Source organism: Actinomadura sp. DC4 (genome assembly GCF_030406325.1).
In the GTDB taxonomy this organism is placed as follows: domain Bacteria; phylum Actinomycetota; class Actinomycetes; order Streptosporangiales; family Streptosporangiaceae; genus Actinoallomurus.
In genome coordinates, this window is record NZ_JAUEQY010000003.1 from 440,958 (window position 1) to 459,965 (window position 19,008).

Genomic DNA, 19,008 nt, shown 5'->3' on the forward strand with positions numbered 1-19,008 from the left:
TTAGCAATCTATAGTGCTAGCTAACTAGATAAATGGAGCTTGGGACATGATCGAGTTTCACCTGGACGACCGGTCCGGCCTCTCGCCGTACCAGCAGTTGGTCCGGCAGGTGCGACAGGCCCTGCGGCTGGGCCTGTTGCACGACGGGGACCGACTCCCGACGGTCAGGGAGGTCGTGGCGCGGCTGGCGATCAACCCCAACACCGTGCTCAAGGCCTACCGGGAACTCGAGCACGAGGGCCTCGTGGCCGCCCGGCCGGGGGTTGGGACGTTCGTGACGGCGACATTGACCGACGCGTCGCTCGCCGCGCACGGCCCCCTGCGTCAGGAGCTACGGCGCTGGCTGGCCAGGGCGCGAAGGGCCGGCCTCGATGAGGAGAGCATCGAGGCGCTGTTCATGACGACCTTTCGGGCCGCCACTGAGGAGGACATAGCATGACCGCCGTCTTGAAGGCCCACGGCCTGGGCAAGAGGTACGGGAAGCGCTGGGCGCTGACCGACTGCACCCTGGACATCCCAGCCGGGCACGTCGTGGGGCTGGTCGGTCCTAACGGAGCCGGCAAGACGACACTGTTGAACCTGGCCAGCGGCCAGCTGGCACCGACGTCGGGCAGCATCACGGTACTCGGCGGCCGCCCCGGGGCCGGCCCCGCGCAACTGGCCAAGGTCGGGTTCGTCGCCCAGGACACCCCTACCTACGCCGGACTGACCGTTGCGGAGCATCTGAAGCTGGGCGCCCGCCTCAATCCCGGGTGGGACCACGCGTTGGCACGGGAACGCGTCGGGCGGCTCGGTCTCGACCCCGCCCGCCGGGCCGGGAAGCTGTCGGGCGGGCAGCGCGCCCAGCTCGCCCTCACCCTGGGCATCGCCAAACGGCCGGAACTGTTGATCCTGGACGAACCGGTCGCCGCCCTCGACCCACTCGCCCGCCGCGAGTTCATGCAGGGCTTGATGGAGGCCGCCGCCGAGCAGGAGCTCAGCGTGGTGCTGTCCTCCCACCTGGTCTCTGATCTGGAACGAACCTGCGACTACCTGATCGTTCTCGTCGACTCGCGCGTCCAGGCCGCCGGAGAGGTCGAGGAACTGCTGACCACCCACCACCGGCTCACCGGCCCGCGCCGCGACCCCACCCGGATCCCCGCAGACCAGCACGTCATCTCCGCCAGCCACACCGACCGGCAGACCACCCTGATCGTCCGCACCAGCGCTCCGATCCACGACCCCGCCTTGACCGTCAGCCGACTCAACCTGGAAGACCTCGTCCTCGCCTACATGGCCAAGCCCGCCGGCACCGGCCGCCGACCCATCCTGGAGGTACAGCGATGATCTGGCTGACCTGGCGCCAGTCGCGCGCCGCCGTGGCGATGATGGCCGCCGTGCTCGCCGCGCTCGCCGCTCTCCTCGGCCTGACCGGTCCGGGCCTGGCTGATGACTTCTCCACCGGGGTCGCCGGCTGCACCACCCAACGCGACGGTTGCGCGAACTTCTTCCAGGACTTCTTCCACGACCACCAGGCGCCCTTTCTCGCGGTCACCGCTGTCGTGCTGGTCCTGCCCGCCCTCATCGGGCTCTTCTGGGGAGCTCCGCTGATCACCCGTGAGCTGGAGGCCGGCACGCACCGGCTTGTGTGGAACCAGAGCATCTCCCGCACCCGCTGGCTGGCCGTCAAACTCGGTCTCACCGGCTTGGCTGCCATGATCGCCGCAGGGCTGGGCAGCATCGCGGTGACCTGGTGGTCCGGCCCCATCGACAAGGCCTCAGGCGGAAACACCCCCGGCTTCCCGCGGATGGGGCCGCTGCTGTTCGGCGCACGCGGCATCGCCCCCATCGGGTATGCGGCCTTCACCTTCGCTCTCGGCGTGACCCTCGGAATGCTGGTCCACCGCACCCTGCCCGCCATGACCGTCACCCTGGTCGTCTTCGTCGCCGCCCAGATCGCCATGCCGCTGCTGGTCCGCCCCCACCTTCTTCCCCCGACCCGCTCGGCCGTCGAGTTCACCACGTCGAACATCGACGACATACATTGGCTACGCGGCGGCTCAATACGCCTGAGCGCGAAGGAGCAGGCCCCCAACGACACCGGTGCCTGGGTCCTGTCCAGCCACATCGTGGATGCCTCAGGACACACGGTCCCGGGGAACATCTCCGTGTCCACGTCCACAGGACCCTGCGCACCACCGACCGAGCAGAAACCTGGGGCGGGGACGCAGGCGTGCCTCACCGAGATCGACCGGCTCGGCTACCGGCAGCAGCTGACCTACCAGCCGTCCACCCGCTTCTGGACCTTCCAGTGGATCGAGACCGGGATCTACACCGCCTTCGCCCTCAGCCTGGCAGGACTCGGCTTCTGGTTGATCCGCCGGCGCCTGTCCTGACCCGCATGCCATTGACCGACTGAAACGATCAGCTTCGGACGATGTCCCTTGGTTCGTCCCGCCCACCAGGATCGCCCCCACGTTCGTCGCGTTCACCGCGCGAAGTCCGGGGGCTCGACGGTGTCGTCGTGCGTGGTCGGGGGTCTTCGGCGGGCTTGGATCTCGCCAGCCACAGGCCGGTGAACATGGCACTGGCCAAGGTGACGGCGCCGGCCGCGACGAAGGCGCTGTCGAGGCCGGCCTCGAAGGACGCGCCGCCGGATTGCCGGGTGTGGACGATGGCTCCGAGGAGGGCCACGCCGAGCACCGCGCCGACCTGCCGGGTGGTGCTGCTGACGCCCGAGGCGAGTCCTCCCTCCTGTGGGTCGACCGCCTGGATGGCGGCGCCGGTCAGCGGGGACATGGTCAGCGCGAAACCGATACCGACGATCGCCAGCCGCCACCACACGTCCCCGTAGCCGGTGTCGGCGTGCACGAAGCCCAGCGCCACCAGCCCCAGCCCGGCCAGGCTCAGGCCGATGGTGACCATGATCCGGAAGCCGTACCTGGCGGCGAGCCGGCCCGCGTATGGGCTGACGATCACCATGGCGAGCGAGGTGGGCAGGGTCTGCAGGCCGGCCCGCAGAATTGAACTGCCCTGGACGTACACGAAGAACTGGGAGAAGAAGAAGGACGAACCCATGAGCGCGAAACCCACGACGACCATCGCCGTGTTGGACACCGTGAACAGCCGCTGCCGGAACAGCCGCAGTGGCAGCATCGGCGTCGAACCACGCCCTTCGACGACGACGAAGATGGCGAGGATCACCGCCGCGGCGGCGAAGCCGCCCAGGATCAGCAGCGAGGTCCAGCCACGGGAACCGCCCTCGATCAGCCCATAGGTCAGCGCCCCCACACCCAGGACGGACAGGACCGTGCCCGGCATGTCGATCGCCGGCGCGTTCGGATTGCAGGACTCGCCCAGGATGCGCAGACCGGCCAGCAACAGGACCGCGCCGATGGGCACATTGACGAGGAAGATGGCGGGCCAGCCGAATGCCTCCACCAGAAGGCCACCGGCCAACGGTCCGGCGGCCAGGCCGATTCCGCTGAATCCGGCCCACAGCCCGATCGCCTTGACGCGCTCTTGCGGAACGGGATGCGCGGCGGCGAGCAAGGCCAGCGAGGCGGGGCTCAGCGCCGCGGCCCCGATCCCCTGCATCACCCGTCCAGTGATCAGCCAGCCGATCGAGGGCGCGACGGAGCACAGCACTGACGCGACGGTGAACACCGCGACCCCGGTCAGGAACACCCGCTTGCGGCCGAAGCGGTCGGCGAAGACGCCGCCGGACAGCAACAGCATGGCGACCAGCAGCACGTAGGCGTCGACGATCCACTGCAGGCCGTTCAACTGGGTGTGCAGCCGCTGCTGCATATCGGGCAGCGCCGCGCCGACGATCGTGCTGTCGAGCAGGACCATGAACTGCCCCAGGCAGGTCACCGTGAGCAACGCTGCCCGGTTCGATCCGATCCCTGCGGCCACGGCCGTTCCGGCCTTCGCCGTGCTTTCGTGTGCGCTCAACGCTTCCCTCTCATTCGTCCGTTGAGTCCGGCCACGGCCGGCCCGACGCTCTACCCCGCGCTAGGGCGCACCCCAAAAAGCAGTCTTGGACTGCGTTAGGAGGACCATAAAGCGGGTCATCGTACAAACGCAAGTTCTGACTGCGTTAAGGTGGAGGGCATGGACGAGCGACTGCGAGCCCGGCGGCCCGGCGGGCGCAGCGCCCGCGTCCGCGCGGCGGTGCACCAGGCCGTCACCGACCTGGTCAGCGAACGCGGCTACGGCAACTTCGCCGTCGGCGAGGTCGCAGCCCGCGCAGGCGTGGCCGACACCAGCGTCTACCGCCGGTGGGGCAACCTGGAAGCCCTGCTCTCCGACGTGGCGATCACACGCCTCACCGCGCAGTCGCCGATGCCCGACACCGGCAGCCTGGCCGGCGACCTGCGCACTTACGCGGCCAACGTGGCCCGTGAGGTCACCGGACCCGACGGCCTGGCGGTGCTGCGCCTGACCGTCGCCCTGTCCGGCAAAGGCCAACCGGGCCTGCAGGCGCGTGACGACTTCCTCGCCGAACGCACCCGGCAACTCCAGACCATGCTCGACCGCGCTCGCGAACGCGGCGAACACCCGCCCGACGCGCTGGGAGTGGTCGACCACATCCTGGCCCCGATGTACATCCGCGTCCTGTTCGGCGCCGGCCCGCTCACCCCGGACTACGTCGACGGGCTGGTCGACCGATTGCTATGACCTCAACCTGAGCCCTGCGAGAGGTTCGGCGTCTGCATGGCGGCCCCTGATGCCGCTGATCGAGGCGATCCCGCCGGTACGAGGCAAGATCGGCCGGCCACGCCGGCGCCCCGACTCCCGACGGAGACGGACCCCCACGCCATCCTGGACCGGTTGGGCGACCCGCGGAAGATCGCCGATGAGGGGCGCCGCCGGTTCGGCCTGCCCGAGGCGACGGCCGGCCCGCTGGAGATCGCCGTACTGCTCGCCATGACCGCCGGCGCGATCGCGCTCCCCTGACTGCCCGCCGGTCCGGCGATCAGCGTCCTGCTCCTGTCGCGGTCACCGTGCTGGACCCGCCGCGCGAAACACGTCGGCGGCCACCTTCCACCCGGCGCCGCGATCACACTGACGGCGGCGAGCCACCCGCTCGGCTCATCAATCGGCCTGAGCGCACTGGCGGCCCTGATCGTCGCCGGGCCGGTCGCGCCGGTCACCGGCGCGGGTCACCTGGCCGTACGGCCGGGCCGCCGGCCACGACCGCTCGCCTGGGCCGGCGGGACGGCGGTCCCGCGCGTTCAGCGGATGACCCGCGCGGGACGGCCGGTTGCCGACCGGCCGGCCGTCCGGCACCGCAGCGGGTCCCGGGACCAGGACGCCTACGTCGGCCCGCAACGCTCCGTCATTCACGCCGAGCCGGGTCATCCTCGCCGGGCTGCCGGTGATCATCACAGTGTCGGTGATCATCCAGGTCGGCGGCTTCAGGATGACGAAGAAACGTGTCTTCAGAATGGCTCCTCTGCAGCACCACTTCGAGCTTTCCGGCTGGGCCGAGACCACCATCGTGGTGCGGTCCTGGCTGATCTCGGCGCTCTGCGTGGCCATCGGCCTCAGTCTCTTCTACCTGGACAACCCGCGTCCTTCCTTCCTCGGGTGACCGAGCGGCATGAGCAGGTGGCCGCCTCACACGTCGCGGGTCCCGGACCGCACCACCTCTTCGGGTCGTGCTGGACCACCTGACGCATGGCCCGGTCAGACAGGGGGATGGACAGAGCTACGGACCTGCGCCGCCGTCGGCGGTGACATGGACACCAGCGCGGCGATCGTGTGCGGCGCCATCGCGGCGTGCACTCCCGGCAGTCCGGCCATCTGGCTGCAACACCGCGAACCGCTACCGGCATGGTTCGGCCACGTTGCCTGGCCGCCATCGGCCGTTACATCATCGGCTGGCGCCGTGGGCCCGCTCGGGTGAACACCGACTCCACGGCCTTCTTCCTGACCCCCGTCAACGGCAACGCCAGGTCGGTCCGTGTCGGATCGCTGAGGAACCGCGCCCCTACATCCGGCACCATTCCCCCGTGGCAAGGCGCCGGAACCCCGGTGGATGAGACGGTGGCCTCCGTTCCGGGCATCCGTGGCAGCTTCGTAGCCGATGGCGTCGGTTTCAGATGGAAGTCCAGCTCCCGTAGCGACGGCCGATTCTGCGTGGAAGTGGCCGAACTAGGAGTTCGGTCCGTCCACGGCCGGAGATCATGATCGACTGGTCGTACGGCGGCGTTTCCGAGGTGGTGTGATGCGGGTGCTCCGGCGCCGGGCGGGTGCTTCGGGGCCGTCGCCGACCGGATCGGTCTCGTCCTGATGGACGCCGCCGAGGCGGCTCTCGTGGCCGTGATCGTGCCGGGTGAGTTGCTGGGCGATGTCAACGGGTTACGGCTTACCGGGTGTGAGGTGAACGAGGGCCGGTGGTTCGTGCGCGCGCAGCGGATACTCGACCCCACCTGACCGCACGGCGGGTTTGTGGAACGGTCCAGCCGAAATAGAGTCGAGGGTATGGAGGCCAGCGCCTGTGACGTCAGGCCGCGGATCGGGGTTTCGAGCTGTCTGCTCGGCGAGCCGGTCCGCTACAACGGCGGGCACAGCCGCAGCCGGTTCCTCACCGACGTGCTCGCGGCGTACGTCGACTGGGTGCCGTACTGCCCGGAGATGGAGATCGGGCTGGGTACGCCGCGCGAGACGCTGCGGCTCACCGACGCCGGGCGGCTGATCGCCCACAGTGGCGCCCCCGACCACACCGACGCGATGGCCGCGCTGCCGCTGCCGGTGGGCCTGGACGGCTACGTCTTCAAGGCCAAGTCGCCGAGCTGCGGCATCCACGGGATCCCCCGCTACGCCGGCTCCGGGCAGCCCGCCGACCGCCGGGGCAAGGGCGTGTACGCCGAACGGCTGATGGAGGCGGACCCGCTGCTGCCGGTCGAGGACGAGGGACGGCTGAACGACGCGGTGCTGCGCGAGGCGTTCGTCGAGCGTATCTTCGCCGGGGCACGGCTGCGCAAGTTGTTCGGCGACGGCTGGCGCCCCCGTGACCTGGTCGCCTTCCACTCCCGCCACAAGCTCCAGCTTCTCGCGCACGACCCGGAGGGGTACCGCGCCGCCGGGCGGGTCGTGGCGCAGGCCGGGACACGGCCGCGCGCCGAGACCGAGGAGGAGTACGGCGCGGTGTTCCGCGCGGCGCTGGCGCACAAGGCGACGCGCGGTATGCACGCCAACGCGCTTCAGCACGCATTCAGCCAGATCAGCGAGCTGCTCGACGACACGCGGCGGCACGACATCCTGGCCAGCGTCGAGTCCTTCCGTACCGGGGACACCCCGCTCAGCGTGCCGGTCGCGCTGCTGAGCCACCACGCCCATGCCGAGGCCGTCGCCTGGACCGCCGAGCAGACCTACCTCGCGCCGTTCCCCGCAGGGCTACGGCTCCGGCATCACCTGTAGCGGGCCGCACTCTCACCGCTCGCTGGCACGCCGAACATCCGGCGGTACTCCCGGCTGAACGGCGACGGGCTGTCATCGCCGACCGCGAACCCCACGCCCGCGACGTCGCCCGGCTCGGCGAGCAGGCGCACCCGCGCCTCGTGCAGGCGGATCCGCTTCTGGAACTGGACCGGCGTCATCGAGGTCACCGTACGGAAGTGGCGGTGGAACGAGGAGACGCTCATCGCGGCCGGCCCGGCGAGGTCCTCGAAGCGCAGCGTCTCGTCGTCGTGGCGGCGGATCCAGCGGATCGCGCGGGCCAGGTGGGCGATCCGGCTGTCGGCCAGCCCGATCTGCCGTACGGCCGCGCCCTGGGCGTCCTGCCGTGGAGCCCGCTGCGCGGCGGCCAGCTCTCGGGCAAGTACGTGCGGGACGGCGCGCCCGCCGCGAGCCCGCGGTCCGAGCTCGTGCCCGGCCCGTCCGGGCGGGACTGGGACGTGATCGAGGCGGTCGCGCGGGTCGCGGCCGAGCTCGGCGTCGGGTCGGCGGAGGTGGCGCTGGCCTGGGTACGCGGCCGGGCCGCCGTCACCTCGTGCCTGGTCGGCGCGCGTACGGTCGAGCAGCTGCGCGCGAACCTGGCGTCGCTGGAGGTGACCCTCACGCCCGGGCAGGCCCGCCGCGCTGGAGGCGGTCTCCACGCCCGCGCTCGACTTCCCGGCCGCCATCACCGCGGGTCCAGGGCCGATGCTCGGCTTCGGCGGGACGAGCGTGGACGGCGTCGAACTCCCGGTGTGGCCGTCGCTGCTCACCAGCCCGGCTCGTTACTGAGCCTCGGCGCGTTCGGCCAGGTAGGTGTCGAGTTCGGACGCTCCCCGGAGCATCGCGCGGCCGCGGGCGGTGAGGCGGGCGCGCCAGTCATTCAGCGTGGCCTCCAGCGGCTCCACGCCGCCGGCCGTCCGTACCTGGGCGATCAGCGGGGCGATCTGGCTCAGCGGGTGGCCGCCGCGGCGGAGCTGGTGGGCCAGGTGGGCGTCGCGTACGTCGGCGGGCGAGTAGACGCGGTAGCCGGTCCGCGGGTCGCGGCGCGGCGTGATCAGGCCGGCCTGTTCCCACTTGCGCAGGGTCGCGGGGCGGACGCCCAGCCGCCGGGCCAGGGGGCCGACGAAGGTCGTTCCCGGTCCGGCCGGAGGGGACGGCGCGAGGTCGCGGAGGGCCTGCTCGACGGCGGCGAGGGTTCGCCGGTCGCCGAGGAGTTGCTCGTGGCTCTCGTCGATCAGCGTGAGGGCCTCCTCGACCGCGTCCTCGTTGACGGCGCTCATGATCGCCGTCGCCGTCTGGTGGCCGTGGGCCGGGATCAGCGCGACGAAGGCGCGCAGGGCCAGGGCGTGCAGCGGCGTGTAGATCCGGTACCCGTGCGCGGTACGCCCGGCCGGGGGCAGGATGCCGGCGTCCTCGTAGTTGCGTACGGCCTGCGAGGAGAGGCCGTGTTCGCGCGCGAGGTCGACGGGCCGCAGTCGCGTGGCCATCAGGCGCGGAAGGCGCGGCGGTAGGCGGACGGTGACGTGCGCATGGCCCGTACGAAGTGGGAGCGGTAGGTGACCGGGCTGGCGAACCCGACCGTACGGGCGATCTCCTCGACCGGCGTCGCGGTCTTCTCCAGCAGCGGCAGGCTCGCCTGGACGCGCTGGGCGATCAGCCAGCGCGTGGGGCTCGTGCCGGTGCAGCGGGCGAAGTGCCGGAGGTACGTGCGGGAGGACATGTGCGCGCGGCGGGCCAGCGTCTCGACCCTGATCTCCTCCCGGAGGTTGGCCAGGACCCAGGTCATGGTCTGGGTGATCCGGTCGTCGTCGAGGTCGTACGGCACCGGTGCCTCGATGAACTGGGCCTGCCCGCCCTCGCGGTGCGGCGCGATCACCAGCCGCCGCGCCACCGCGTTGGCGATGCTCGGCCCGTGGTCCTGGCGCACGAGGTGCAGGCAGAGGTCCAGGCCCGCCGCGCTGCCGGCGCTGGTGAGGACGTTCCCGTCGTCGATGTAGAGGACGTCCGGATCCACCCGTACGAGCGGGAAACGGCGGCGGAGCAGCTCGGTGTACTGCCAGTGCGTGGCCGCCCGCCGGCCGTCCAGCAGCCCGGCGGCGGCCAGGGCGAACGCTCCGGAGCAGATGGAGACGACGCGGGCGCCCCGGTCGCGGGCCAGGCGCAGCGCCGCGACCAGCTCGGGCGAGCAGTCGGCCCGTACGTCGCTGACGCCCGGCACGATCACGGTGGCGGCGGAGGCGAAGACGTCCAGGCCGTGCTCGGTGTCGATCTTCGCGCCGCCGACGATGCGCAGAGGACCGGGGCGTTCGGCGCAGAGGGTCAGGTCGTACCAGGGAACGCCCAGCTCGGGACGTGGCAGGCCGAACACCTCGGTGACGATCCCGGTCTCGAACGGCGACATGCCCTCGTAGGCGAGCACCGCGACCGTACGCTTCATGGCGGGATCTTATCGATCGGCGACGTTTCCGCCACTTCTCCGGCCGCGGGCCGCCCGCGACCATCTCTGTCATGCCATCTTCCGCCGAACGCCACTTCGCCGAGCGCCTCGCCTTCGAGACCGACGTCTCCGACGTCCACGCCGGCCTGGAGGCCGGGACGCCCGGCCTGGTCGTGGTCGACTCCCGCAGCGCCGAGTCCTGGGACCAGGGCCACCTGCCCGGCGCCGTCCATCTGCCGACCGCGTCGATCGCCGCGCGCGCGCCGTCCCTGGTCCCGGCCGGGACGAGCGTCGTGACGTACTGCTGGGGGCCGGGATGCAACGGCGCGGTCCGTGCCGCGCTGGCCTTCGCCCGCCTCGGGTACCAGGTCAAGGAGATGATCGGGGGTTATGAGTACTGGGTGCGGGAGGGGTTCGCGGTGCAGACCGCGAGCGGGCGCGTCGTGCGGCCCGCCGATCCGCTGACCGCGCCGGCCGACGCCTGCGGCTGCTGATCACACCTCCGGCGAAACGGGGATGCGGTACGTACGGCCGCCGGTCAGGATGACCGTCATGAGGCTTCTTGTACTGGGTGGAACGCAGCATGTCGGACGGGCCGTCGTCGAGACGGCGCTGGCGCGGGGCGACGTCGTCACGACGGTCAACCGGGGGCTGACCCGGGCCGCCGCGCCCGGCGTCGAGGCGCTGACGGCGGACCGTACCGACGTCGCCGCGCTGCGCCTCGCGCTCGCGGGCCGGGAGTGGGACGCCGTGATCGACACCTGGAGCGGCGCGCCGCGGGTGGTCCGCGACGCGGCGGAGCTGCTCGCCGGGCGGGCCGGACACTACGGGTACGTGTCCAGCCGGTCGGTGTACGCCTGGCCGATGCCGCTGGGCGCCGACGAGAGCGCGCCGCTGGCCGGCGGAGACGCCGACGACTCCACCGACGACGACTACGCCGCCGCCAAACGGGGCGGAGAGCTGGCCGCGCTCCGGGCCTTCGGCGACCGGGCGCTGCTCGCCCGCGCGGGCCTGATCCTCGGCCCGTACGAGAACGTGGGCCGGATGCCATGGTGGCTGCGCCGGATCTCGCGCGGCGGGCGGGTGCTGGCCCCGGAGCGGTCCCGGCCGCTGCAGTACATCGACGCGCGCGACCTGGCCGCCTGGATGCTCTCGGCCGCCTCGCGCGGGATCGGGGGCGCCTTCAACGCGGTCGGCCGCCCGGGGATCTGCACGATGGGCGAGCTGCTGGAGGAGGCCGTACGGGTGACCGGGTCGGACGCCGAACTCGTCTGGGTCTCCCCCTCGGTGATCGAGAAGGCGGGCATCAGCCCGTGGACCGAACTGCCGATCTGGCTGCCCCAGGACGAGGAGTACGGCGGGATGCACGACGCGGACGTCTCGGCGGCGTACGAGAACGGGCTCACCTGCCGCCCGATGCCCGAGACGATCGCCGACACGTGGGCCTGGCTCCAGGCCGAGGGCGACCCGGCACCACGCCCGGACCGCCCGCCGCTCGGCCTCGACCCCGCCAAGGAGCAGCGCGTCCTCGACGAGATCGCCGGTGACCGATGATGCTCTGGGACCAGCACTGCGCCCTGCCGCTGTCACCGTCCGCCGACGTCGCGGACCTGCTGCGGTTCCGTGAGATCGGGGCGGGCTTCATGTCCGTCAACGTCGGCTACGCGCCGAACGACGCGGACTCCACGCTGGCGATCCTGAAGTCGTTCCGGCGGCAGCTCTCCGACGACGAGCGGTTCCTCCTCGCCGCCTCCGCCGAGGACGTGCTCACCGCGCACGCGCAGGATCGCCTGGCGGTGGCGTTCGACCTGGAGGACGCCAACCCGCTGGACGGCCGCCTCGACCTGGTCGGGCGCTACCACGAGCTGGGCGTACGGACGCTGGTGCCCACGTACAACTACCGCAACGCGGCCGGGTCGGGGTGCATGGACGCCGACGACGGCGGCCTCACCGCGTACGGGCGAGATCTCGTGCGGGAGATTAACCGCGTCGGCATGGTCCCGGACGGCTCGCACTGCAGCGCCCGTACGGGGCTGGACCTGTGCGAGGTGTCCACCCGGCCGGTGGTCTACAGCCACTCGTGCATGCGGTCGGTGTGGGAGCACGAACGGAACATCACCGACGAGCAGGCCAGGGCCCGGAGCACGTCGGCATCGGCACCGACTTCCCCTTCGACGCCACCGACCTCGACCGCGAGTTCGCCGAGAACCCGGAGTTGTTCCCCGAGAGTTACCGGCGATGGGGGCCGATCCGCTTCATGCCGCCCGAGGACCTCGCGCCTCTCGCGGACGCGCTGTCCGCGCGCGGCTACCCCGGCGAGGCGGTCCGGGGGATCCTCGGCGGCAACTTCCTTCGTGTCGCGCGGGAATCCTGGGCTTGACATTGACGTCGGTGTCAAGGGATAGCGTCGCTGACGCCACTGATCAGGGAGGATCGATGCGGATCGGGGAGTTGGCCGAGCGGGCCGGGGTGAGCAAGCGGGCGTTGCGCTACTACGAGCAGCAGGGCCTGATTCTCGCGCGGCGGGCGGAGAACGGCTACCGGGAGTACGACGAGTCCGACCTTCGGCTCGTCGCCGAGATCCGCACACTGCTCGACGCCGGCTTCTCCCTGGAGGACGCCCGGCCGTTCGTCGACTGCCTGCGGGCCGGGAACGAGGCCGGGAGCAGTTGTCCCGAGTCGGTCGCGGTCTACCAGCGCAAGCTCGCCGAGATCGACGGGGAGATCCGCACCCTGATCAGGCGCAGGGCCGAGGTGGCCGAGCAACTGGCGCAGGCCTGTCCCGGCTGCGTGCTGTCCCCCAAGGAGAACAATGATCACGTTGACGACCGACAACTTCGACGAGCAGGTGCTCCACGGCGACAAGCCGGTCCTCGTCGACTTCTGGGCGGAGTGGTGCCCGCCCTGCAAGATGATCGCGCCGATCCTGGAGCAGATCGAGCAGGAGTACGGCGACCGGCTGACCATCGCGAAGATCAACGGTGACGAGCATCCGGAGATCGCCATGCGGTACGGCGTGATGGGGTTCCCCACGCTGAACCTCTTCCGGGGCGGCGAGGTCGTCCGGCAGATCGTCGGGGCCCGGTCCAGGCGCAACCTGCTGGCCGACCTCGACGGGCTCTTCTGAGGCGCTGCCGCCCTTCATCGGGCGGTACACCAAGGCGCACACCATCGCCTGGGCCGAGACGATCGGCTCATTCGACGGTTTCGTCTTCGTCACCGCCGAGTACGACCACGCGCCGTCGGGAACGTCGAAGAACGCGATCGACTTTCTCGGCCGGGAATGGCGGGACAAGGCCGCCGGGTTCGTCGGCTACGGCGGTGCGGGCGGGGCGCGGGCGGTCGAGTTCGAGAACCACACGGAGTTCCGGCCCGCGGCGCATCAGCAGACCGCCCTCACCGCCATGCTCGACCAGGTGGTCGCCTGGAGCGGCGCGCGCTCCGGTCGCTGCGCACGCGGGACATGGCTCAGGACGGCGGCGGCAGGCGGTAGACGTCGTCCTGGTTCAGGTCGGTGCCCGGCGGGACGATCTCGTCGATGCGGGCCAGGACGTCCTCGCTCAGCTCCACGTGCGCGCCGGCCAGCAGGTCGGTCAGGTGCTCCGGCCTGCGGGGGCCGATGATGACCGACGTCACGGCCGGGTTGGCCCGGACGAACGCCGTGGCCAGGTGGGTCAGCGGCATACCCGCCTCCCCCGCGAGGCTCGTCAGCCGCTCCACGGCCGCCTGCTTCGCCCGGTTGGCGGGCACCGCGAGGTCGAACATCCGCGCCCCGAGCGCCGCCCGGCGGCTGTCCGCCGTCGGGTCGGCGCGGCCGGACAGCCAGCCCGAGCTCAACGGGCCGAACGTCAGCACCCCCATGCCGTGGCGCCGCGCCGTCGGCAGCACCCCGGACTCGACGCCGCGCAGGAGGATGGAGTACGGCGACTGTTCGGTGCGGAAGCGCTGGTGGCCGCGGCGTTCCGCGGCCCACTGCGCCTCGACGATCCACTCGGCGGGGAACACCGACGCGCCGATCGCCCGTACCTTTCCCGCGCGGACCAGGTCGGACAGGGTCGACAGGGTCTCCTCGACGTCCGTGTCGGGGTCCGGCCGGTGCATCTGGTAAAGGTCGATGTGGTCGGTGCCGAGCCGCCGCAGGCTGTCCTCGACCGCCCGCGTGATCCAGCGCCGTGACCCGCCGCGGCGGTCCGGGTCCGCGCCCCACGGCCAGCCGAACTTCGTCGCGACAACGACGTCGTCGCGCCGCCCCTTGAGGGCCCTGCCGACGATCTCCTCCGACTCGCCCTGGGAGTAGACGTCGGCCGTGTCGACGAGGTTGACGCCGGCGTCCAGCGCGGCGTGGATCATCCGGATCGACTCGTCGTGGTCGGGGTTCCCCATGGCGCCGAACATCATCGTCCCGAGAGCGAACTCGCTGACCGAGATGCCCGTACCGCCGAGAATCCTGCGCTTCATGTGCCTCTCCTCGTCCTCATCTCCAGCCAACCATCGGCGGAGGACCGCGCCTACGGCGAGAGGGGCACCCTTCGAACCGGGGTCCGCCAGACCCCCGTACGCAGGGGAGAACCCGACGATCTTTGCCCGCGCGAGACCCGCGCACATTTCTTGCTTGACCTGGGTTTACGTCCTCGTCGACCGCGGGTACTCACAGTAACGAAATCGCAACACCACGTTATGGGGTCGCTCCGCCCTGGCCGTCGTGTGCGATTCGAGGAGGGTCGATGAGGGTCGAGAGGGCGAAACGACGCCGGCGGATGATTCCCCCCATCCGTCGCATGGCGGCACCCCGCGCCATCCGCCCCTTCCTGTCCTCCAGGCGCCGGCGCCGTACGCCCCCACGGCACCGGGCCGCACCGGCCGGGCCGGCGGTCCCCGATTCCGCCGGCCCGGCGCCCCCGAGCCACACCGACGACGCCCCGTACACCGGCGGCCGATGACCGCACCGGCCCGCGGTGGTCCATACGCCGCCGCGGGCCGGTGCCCGGCTACAGCTTCAGGCTCCAGGTCTGCTCGACCAGGTCGTGGCCGAAGCTGTGGTGCGGGCCCTCGTCCACCAGCGAGAAGCCCGCGCGCTGGTAGATCCGGCGCGCTCCGGCCAGGACGTCGTTGGTCCACAGCACCATCTCGTCATTCCCGCCGCGCCGGGCGAACCTCACGCACTCCTCGACCAGGCGCCCGCCGATGCCCATCCCCCGCGCCGAGGGCTCGACGAGGAGCAGGCGGAGCTGGGCGACGCGCTCGGTCTTCGGCACGCAGAAGACGCAGCCGGCCGGTTCGCCGTCGACCTCGGCGATCCAGGCGTCGGCGCGCCGGTCGCCCGCCTCGACGTAGTCCGCGACGATCCGGGCGACCAGCGCCTCGAACGTGACGTCCCAGTCGTACTCCGCCGCGTACAGCGCGCCGTGACGCTGGACGACCCAGCCGAAGTCGCCCGGCCCGAACGGGCGCAGGACGTACATCTCCGGCCGGCGGCGCTCGCCGAGGATGCCCTCGATCGCGCCCATCGCGCCGACCAGCCGCCGCTGGTCCTCCTCCGGCAGGCCGGAGAGGATCGCGCCGATCTGCCGGCCCGACCGCGCGTCCAGGTCGCGGAAGACCGTACGGCCCCGGTCGGTCAGCCCGACGACCTGCCGGCGGGCGTCGTCGGCGGCGCGGTCACGGACGATCAGGCCGTCGGCGGCGAAGCGCGACAGGATGCGGCTGAGGTAGCCCGCGTCGAGGTCGAGCGAGCGGCGCAGCGCGGCCGCCTCGGCCACCTCGCCCTGCGCCAGCTCGAAGATCACTCGTGCCTCGGTCAGGGAGTACGGCGTCTCCAGCAGGCCTTCGCTGACCACACCGATGAGGTGGGTATAGAAGCGGTTGAAAGCGCGGACGGCGTCGACTCGCTCGGTGCGCACTTCGCCGGCAGAATCCATTGCTCACCCCAACAATTAAGTTGACGGAGTCAAACAATAGCCCCAATAAGAGCCCGGCGAGGGAGAAATTCGCCGGCTCAGACGGCGGTGTCGACCTTAGGCGCGAACTCCGGCCGGGCGCGCAGCTCGGCGACGACCTTGCGCTCGACCCAGAACGTCAGGAACGGGATCACGCCCGCCAGGACGATCAGCGCGACCTTGCCCAGCGGCCACCGGACACGGCGGTAGAGGTCGAAGGTGGTCAGGAGGTAGAGCGGATAGCACACCACGCCGTGCGGCAGCCCGACCAGCGTGGACAGCACGCCGTTGTGCGCGAAGATCTTCAGTGGGACGGCGACGAAGAACAGAATGATCAGCAGGGTGCCGGTCACGTACGCCATGACGCGATAGCGGGTCACCGCTCCTTGCACGGGTCGTCCTTCCGTTGAACCCGCGCCCTCAGTGGCGCGTGGTCTCGTCGTTCAGCCGGGCGAGGCGGCGGTTGTAGGCCGCCAGCTCCTCGTCGTCCTCGTCGTCGATCTCCATGTGCGGGGCGGACCGGCTCGGGATGAAGGATCGACGCGGCTCGGCCGGCTCTCCGCGTAGCTCGTCGCGCACCATCCGGACCCACATCGCGACCACGAAGATCGCGAACATCGGCCACTCGATGACATAGGCCCAGCTCTGAAGATTGCCGCCCTGAGCGCGCGTGAGCTGCCACCAGCCGGCCAGCAGGAAGATCCCGATCAGCACGATGGCGATCAGGTGGAGCCCGAGCCAGCCGGGAGTGAAGAACTTCCGCACGTACGTGAGCGTACCCGCGCCTTCGTGACACCGCTGCGGACCCCCACCACAGCGGGAAATCCCGCCGCCCCCTTTACGGTGGCGCGCCCTGATGACACACTCGGGCCGTTCCGATGGAAGCGCTTACACATCGATGTGGAAGCGCTTACAGCCGTAACGAGGGAGGACTCCGGAAGTGCCGCGAGACACCGAGACGGCGCCGACGATCTACGAGGTCGCACGCCGCGCCGGAGTGTCGATCGCGACGGTGTCCCGCGCCCTGCGCGACACCGGCCCGGTCGCCCCCGCCACCCGGGCCAAGGTGCTCGCGGCCGTGGAGGAGCTTCGCTTCACCCCGAGCCGCCTCGGCGTCTCCCTGGCCGAGGGCCGCAACGCCGCCAACGGGATCGTCTTCCCCGACCTGTCGGGGCCCTACTACGCGGAGGTCGTGCTCGGCTACGAGGAGGTCACCTCCGAGCTGGGCCGCTCGGTGATCATCCTGTCCACGCGCGGGCAGTCCGGCGTACGGGGGCTGGTGCGCGACCTGGCGCGCCGGGTCGACGGGCTCGTGCTGTTCGGCCAGACGGTCGACGACGCGATGGTCGACGAGCTGACCGCCACCGGGCTGCCGGTGGTGCTGCTCGCGCGCGCCCCGGTGCCCGGCGCCGACCTGGTCGCCTCGGAGAACATCGCCGCCGCCGGCGCGCTCACCGAGCACCTGCTCGGCCACGGCCACCGCCGTCTCACCATGCTCGGCGCCTCCGCCGGCGGCGACATCGGCGAGCGCTGGCAGGGCGTCCGGCAGACGCTCCTCAACAACTTCGTCGCCGTCACACCGCCCGTGCCCTGCGACTTCACCGTGGACGGCGGGCTGATCGCCGCGCGCGAGATCCTCCGGCGCGCCGACCGCCCCGAGGCGATCATCTGCGCCGACGACCAGGTCGCGCTCGGCACGCTGCTCGCCGCCGAGGAGCTCGGGCTGCGGGTTCCCGGCGACCTCGCGGTGACCGGCTGGGACGACATCATGGCCGCCCGCCACGCGCGGCCCGCGCTGACCACGGTCCGCCAGCCCATGCGCGAGCTCGGCGCGCGGGCGGCCCGCGCGCTCGACGAGCTCATCACCGGCGTACGGGCCACGCCGCGTCATCAGACCCTCGCCACCGAACTCATCGTCCGGACCACGTGCGGCGAGCACCCCCTGGAGGAACAGTGAGAAAACAGGTCACGGCCGGTCTCCTCGCCACCGGGCTGGTGCTGAGCGCCTGCGGTCGCAGCGGAACCACCGGCGGCGACAGGGCCGCGAACGTCGACACGAGCAGGGTGTCCGGCGGCATCACGGTCTGGGCGCAGGGCAGCGAGGGCGAGCGGCTCGGCGCGTTCGCCAAGCGGTTCGAGGCCGCGAACCCCGGCGTCACGGTGAACGTCACCCCGATGGGGATGGACGTCGCCCACGACAAGATCATCTCGGCCATCGCCGGCGGAGCCACCCCGGACGTCACCATGATCGGCACCACCTGGATGGGTGAGCTGGCCAAGACCGGCGCCGTCGACCCCACTCCGGGCAACCTGGTGGACCGGTCGGGGTTCTTCCCCGGCTCCTGGGACACCGTGACCTTCAACGGCGTCGCGTACGGCGTGCCGTGGTACGTCGAGACCCGCGCCTTCTACTACCGCACCGACCTGGCCGCGAAGGCGGGCGTGAAGCCGCCGGCCACCTGGCAGGAGGCGCAGTCCTTCGCCAGGGCGGTCAAGGACCGGGCCGGCGCCTCCCAGGGCGTGTACCAGAACTACACGGTCGGCAGCTGGCAGGAGCTGCTGCCGCTGATCTGGCAGTCCGGCGGCGACATCGTCAAGAACGGCAGGTGGACCTTCGACACCCCGCAGACGATCCAGGCGCTCACGCAGTTCCAGTCCTACTACAAGGCCGGTACGGCGCCGAACAAGGTCGACGAGGGCGCCTTCCCCAGCAACTTCATCAAGGGCCAGGCCGCCGCGTTCTACTCCGGGCCGTGGATGATCTACGCCCTGGACAAGGACGGCGGGGCCGGCTTCGACAAGAAGTACACCGTCGCGCCGTACCCCCGGGGCGTCGCCGGCGGGACGTCGCTCATGGGCGGCGGCGACCTGGTGGTGTTCAAGAAGACCAAGAACCGCGCCGCGGCCTGGAAGTTCGTCCAGTGGCTCAGCGATCCGGCGACCCAGGCCGCGTGGTTCGGTACGGTCAAGGACCTGCCCGCGGTGCGGAGCGCGTTCGGCGACCCGGCGCTGAAGGCGGACCCGCGGGTCGCGGTCTTCGGCGAGACGCTCAAGACGGCCAAGACCCCGCCGCCGTACCCGACGTGGGACCAGGTCGCCCACGTCCTGGAGACCGAGATCCAGAAGGTCGCGCTGCTGAAGGAGTCGCCCGCCGCCGCGGCGAAGGCGATGCAGGCCAAGGCCGGCGACATCGGCACGGGCGCCTGA

General features: G+C 71.3%; 21 protein-coding genes and 5 pseudogenes. 17 read left to right on the forward strand and 9 right to left on the reverse strand.

What is annotated here, in order from left to right; all coding sequences use genetic code 11:
* Nucleotides 1-46 precede the first annotated feature (46 nt).
* The 3 genes from QWU11_RS07085 to QWU11_RS07095 are packed head-to-tail and all read left to right on the forward strand — an operon-like array spanning nucleotide 47 to nucleotide 2,375.
* On the forward strand, nucleotides 47-439 hold the full coding sequence (locus QWU11_RS07085; RefSeq protein ID WP_290104230.1) for a GntR family transcriptional regulator: 393 nt from the start codon (nucleotides 47-49) through the stop codon (nucleotides 437-439).
* Nucleotides 436-1,326, forward strand: a complete 891-nt coding sequence (locus tag QWU11_RS07090; protein ID WP_290104231.1) for an ABC transporter ATP-binding protein — start codon at nucleotides 436-438, stop codon at nucleotides 1,324-1,326. The genes QWU11_RS07085 and QWU11_RS07090 overlap by 4 nt, the downstream gene beginning before the upstream one ends.
* Entirely contained in the window at nucleotides 1,323-2,375 is a 1,053-nt protein-coding gene (locus QWU11_RS07095) for an ABC transporter permease subunit (protein ID WP_290104232.1), read from the forward strand. Before QWU11_RS07090 ends, QWU11_RS07095 begins: the two co-directional genes overlap by 4 nt.
* Before the next feature lie 28 nt (nucleotides 2,376-2,403).
* Here QWU11_RS07095 and QWU11_RS07100 read toward each other — a convergent pair whose 3' ends face one another.
* Entirely contained in the window at nucleotides 2,404-3,936 is a 1,533-nt protein-coding gene (locus QWU11_RS07100) for an MFS transporter (RefSeq protein WP_290104233.1), read from the reverse strand.
* Between the two features lie 159 nt (nucleotides 3,937-4,095).
* Here QWU11_RS07100 and QWU11_RS07105 point away from each other — a divergent pair, with 159 nt between their 5' ends.
* The gene (locus tag QWU11_RS07105) at nucleotides 4,096-4,662 is read left to right on the forward strand and encodes a TetR/AcrR family transcriptional regulator (protein ID WP_290104234.1); all 567 of its coding nucleotides are present in this window, start codon (nucleotides 4,096-4,098) and stop codon (nucleotides 4,660-4,662) included.
* 153 nt (nucleotides 4,663-4,815) lie between these two features.
* Nucleotides 4,816-4,941 (forward strand): hypothetical protein, encoded by a 126-nt coding sequence (locus QWU11_RS07110; protein ID WP_290104235.1) that lies wholly within the window; start codon nucleotides 4,816-4,818, stop codon nucleotides 4,939-4,941.
* Between the two features lie 138 nt (nucleotides 4,942-5,079).
* Here QWU11_RS07110 and QWU11_RS07115 read toward each other — a convergent pair whose 3' ends face one another.
* Entirely contained in the window at nucleotides 5,080-5,388 is a 309-nt protein-coding gene (locus QWU11_RS07115; RefSeq protein WP_290104277.1) for a hypothetical protein, read from the reverse strand.
* On the opposite strand from QWU11_RS07115, the pseudogene QWU11_RS07120 reads away from it, so the two are divergent.
* The 3 genes and pseudogenes from QWU11_RS07120 to QWU11_RS07130 form a co-directional block, all read left to right on the forward strand.
* Nucleotides 5,342-5,578, forward strand: a pseudogene (locus tag QWU11_RS07120) (phospho-N-acetylmuramoyl-pentapeptide-transferase); the annotation flags it as partial. The gene QWU11_RS07115 and the pseudogene QWU11_RS07120 overlap by 47 nt on opposite strands.
* A 701-nt stretch (nucleotides 5,579-6,279) precedes the next feature.
* On the forward strand, nucleotides 6,280-6,423 hold the full coding sequence (locus QWU11_RS07125; RefSeq protein WP_290104236.1) for a hypothetical protein: 144 nt from the start codon (nucleotides 6,280-6,282) through the stop codon (nucleotides 6,421-6,423).
* A 48-nt stretch (nucleotides 6,424-6,471) separates the two neighbouring features.
* Nucleotides 6,472-7,410, forward strand: coding sequence for a DUF523 and DUF1722 domain-containing protein (locus QWU11_RS07130; RefSeq protein ID WP_290104237.1), 939 nt, complete (start codon nucleotides 6,472-6,474; stop codon nucleotides 7,408-7,410).
* Here the strand turns inward: QWU11_RS07130 and QWU11_RS47230 are convergent.
* Nucleotides 7,401-7,799, reverse strand: a complete 399-nt coding sequence (locus tag QWU11_RS47230; RefSeq protein WP_354670814.1) for an AraC family transcriptional regulator — start codon at nucleotides 7,797-7,799, stop codon at nucleotides 7,401-7,403. The two genes, QWU11_RS07130 and QWU11_RS47230, sit on opposite strands and share 10 nt — an antisense overlap.
* Nucleotides 7,800-7,814: 15 nt before the next feature.
* On the opposite strand from QWU11_RS47230, the pseudogene QWU11_RS47235 reads away from it, so the two are divergent.
* Nucleotides 7,815-8,003, forward strand: a pseudogene (locus QWU11_RS47235) (aldo/keto reductase); the annotation flags it as partial.
* A 207-nt stretch (nucleotides 8,004-8,210) separates the two neighbouring features.
* Here QWU11_RS47235 and QWU11_RS07140 read toward each other — a convergent pair.
* Both QWU11_RS07140 and QWU11_RS07145 read right to left on the reverse strand, forming a co-directional pair.
* A complete protein-coding gene (locus QWU11_RS07140) occupies nucleotides 8,211-8,915 on the reverse strand; it encodes a TioE family transcriptional regulator (protein WP_290104239.1) in 705 nt (234 codons plus the stop codon).
* The gene (locus tag QWU11_RS07145; RefSeq protein ID WP_290104240.1) at nucleotides 8,915-9,865 is read right to left on the reverse strand and encodes a helix-turn-helix domain-containing protein; all 951 of its coding nucleotides are present in this window, start codon (nucleotides 9,863-9,865) and stop codon (nucleotides 8,915-8,917) included. Before QWU11_RS07145 ends, QWU11_RS07140 begins: the two co-directional genes overlap by 1 nt.
* Nucleotides 9,866-9,936: 71 nt before the next feature.
* Between QWU11_RS07145 and QWU11_RS07150 the strand changes: the two genes are divergently transcribed.
* From QWU11_RS07150 to QWU11_RS47240, 6 genes and pseudogenes are all read left to right on the forward strand, one after another.
* Nucleotides 9,937-10,359, forward strand: coding sequence for a rhodanese-like domain-containing protein (locus tag QWU11_RS07150; protein ID WP_290104241.1), 423 nt, complete (start codon nucleotides 9,937-9,939; stop codon nucleotides 10,357-10,359).
* 58 nt (nucleotides 10,360-10,417) lie between these two features.
* Nucleotides 10,418-11,419, forward strand: a complete 1,002-nt coding sequence (locus tag QWU11_RS07155; protein ID WP_290104242.1) for an NAD-dependent epimerase/dehydratase family protein — start codon at nucleotides 10,418-10,420, stop codon at nucleotides 11,417-11,419.
* Nucleotides 11,419-12,245: pseudogene (locus QWU11_RS07160) on the forward strand (membrane dipeptidase). The gene QWU11_RS07155 and the pseudogene QWU11_RS07160 overlap by 1 nt, the downstream one beginning before the upstream one ends.
* Before the next feature lie 56 nt (nucleotides 12,246-12,301).
* A pseudogene (locus QWU11_RS07165) lies at nucleotides 12,302-12,661 on the forward strand (MerR family transcriptional regulator); the annotation flags it as partial.
* A 16-nt stretch (nucleotides 12,662-12,677) separates the two neighbouring features.
* The gene (gene trxA, locus QWU11_RS07170; protein ID WP_290104244.1) at nucleotides 12,678-12,992 is read left to right on the forward strand and encodes a thioredoxin; all 315 of its coding nucleotides are present in this window, start codon (nucleotides 12,678-12,680) and stop codon (nucleotides 12,990-12,992) included.
* 16 nt (nucleotides 12,993-13,008) lie between these two features.
* Nucleotides 13,009-13,200, forward strand: a pseudogene (locus tag QWU11_RS47240) (NAD(P)H-dependent oxidoreductase); the annotation flags it as partial.
* A gap of 133 nt (nucleotides 13,201-13,333) precedes the next feature.
* Here the strand turns inward: QWU11_RS47240 and QWU11_RS07180 are convergent.
* The 4 genes from QWU11_RS07180 to QWU11_RS07195 all read right to left on the reverse strand — a co-directional run bounded on the left by QWU11_RS07180 (nucleotide 13,334) and on the right by QWU11_RS07195 (nucleotide 16,566).
* Nucleotides 13,334-14,323, reverse strand: coding sequence for an aldo/keto reductase (locus QWU11_RS07180; RefSeq protein ID WP_290104245.1), 990 nt, complete (start codon nucleotides 14,321-14,323; stop codon nucleotides 13,334-13,336).
* Between the two features lie 530 nt (nucleotides 14,324-14,853).
* Complete coding sequence (locus tag QWU11_RS07185) at nucleotides 14,854-15,765, reverse strand: helix-turn-helix domain-containing GNAT family N-acetyltransferase (RefSeq protein ID WP_290104246.1); 912 nt, start codon at nucleotides 15,763-15,765, stop codon at nucleotides 14,854-14,856.
* A 95-nt stretch (nucleotides 15,766-15,860) separates the two neighbouring features.
* Nucleotides 15,861-16,181: a DUF3817 domain-containing protein gene (locus QWU11_RS07190; protein WP_290104247.1), complete on the reverse strand. Its 321-nt coding sequence runs from the start codon at nucleotides 16,179-16,181 to the stop codon at nucleotides 15,861-15,863.
* A gap of 40 nt (nucleotides 16,182-16,221) precedes the next feature.
* Nucleotides 16,222-16,566, reverse strand: a complete 345-nt coding sequence (locus tag QWU11_RS07195) for a hypothetical protein (protein ID WP_290104248.1) — start codon at nucleotides 16,564-16,566, stop codon at nucleotides 16,222-16,224.
* A 175-nt stretch (nucleotides 16,567-16,741) separates the two neighbouring features.
* Between QWU11_RS07195 and QWU11_RS07200 the strand changes: the two genes are divergently transcribed.
* Together QWU11_RS07200 and QWU11_RS07205 are read left to right on the forward strand one after the other, a co-directional pair.
* A complete protein-coding gene (locus tag QWU11_RS07200; protein ID WP_290104249.1) occupies nucleotides 16,742-17,758 on the forward strand; it encodes a LacI family DNA-binding transcriptional regulator in 1,017 nt (338 codons plus the stop codon).
* Entirely contained in the window at nucleotides 17,755-19,008 is a 1,254-nt protein-coding gene (locus QWU11_RS07205; RefSeq protein ID WP_290104250.1) for an extracellular solute-binding protein, read from the forward strand. The genes QWU11_RS07200 and QWU11_RS07205 overlap by 4 nt, the downstream gene beginning before the upstream one ends.

Bases quoted from the DNA above. Each gene is read 5' to 3' on its own strand.
- QWU11_RS07145 (WP_290104240.1), bottom strand. From the start codon at position 9,865: ATGAAGCGTACGGTCGCGGTGCTCGCCTACGAGGGCATGTCGCCGTTC.
- QWU11_RS07150 (WP_290104241.1), top strand. From the start codon at position 9,937: ATGCCATCTTCCGCCGAACGCCACTTCGCCGAGCGCCTCGCCTTCGAG.
- QWU11_RS07130 (WP_290104237.1), top strand. From the start codon at position 6,472: ATGGAGGCCAGCGCCTGTGACGTCAGGCCGCGGATCGGGGTTTCGAGC.
- QWU11_RS07095 (WP_290104232.1), top strand. From the start codon at position 1,323: ATGATCTGGCTGACCTGGCGCCAGTCGCGCGCCGCCGTGGCGATGATG.
- QWU11_RS07085 (WP_290104230.1), top strand. From the start codon at position 47: ATGATCGAGTTTCACCTGGACGACCGGTCCGGCCTCTCGCCGTACCAG.
- trxA (WP_290104244.1), top strand. From the start codon at position 12,678: ATGATCACGTTGACGACCGACAACTTCGACGAGCAGGTGCTCCACGGC.
- QWU11_RS07155 (WP_290104242.1), top strand. From the start codon at position 10,418: ATGAGGCTTCTTGTACTGGGTGGAACGCAGCATGTCGGACGGGCCGTC.
- QWU11_RS07125 (WP_290104236.1), top strand. From the start codon at position 6,280: ATGGACGCCGCCGAGGCGGCTCTCGTGGCCGTGATCGTGCCGGGTGAG.
- QWU11_RS07105 (WP_290104234.1), top strand. From the start codon at position 4,096: ATGGACGAGCGACTGCGAGCCCGGCGGCCCGGCGGGCGCAGCGCCCGC.
- QWU11_RS07090 (WP_290104231.1), top strand. From the start codon at position 436: ATGACCGCCGTCTTGAAGGCCCACGGCCTGGGCAAGAGGTACGGGAAG.
- QWU11_RS07180 (WP_290104245.1), bottom strand. From the start codon at position 14,323: ATGAAGCGCAGGATTCTCGGCGGTACGGGCATCTCGGTCAGCGAGTTC.
- QWU11_RS07140 (WP_290104239.1), bottom strand. From the start codon at position 8,915: ATGGCCACGCGACTGCGGCCCGTCGACCTCGCGCGCGAACACGGCCTC.
- QWU11_RS07115 (WP_290104277.1), bottom strand. From the start codon at position 5,388: ATGATCACCGACACTGTGATGATCACCGGCAGCCCGGCGAGGATGACC.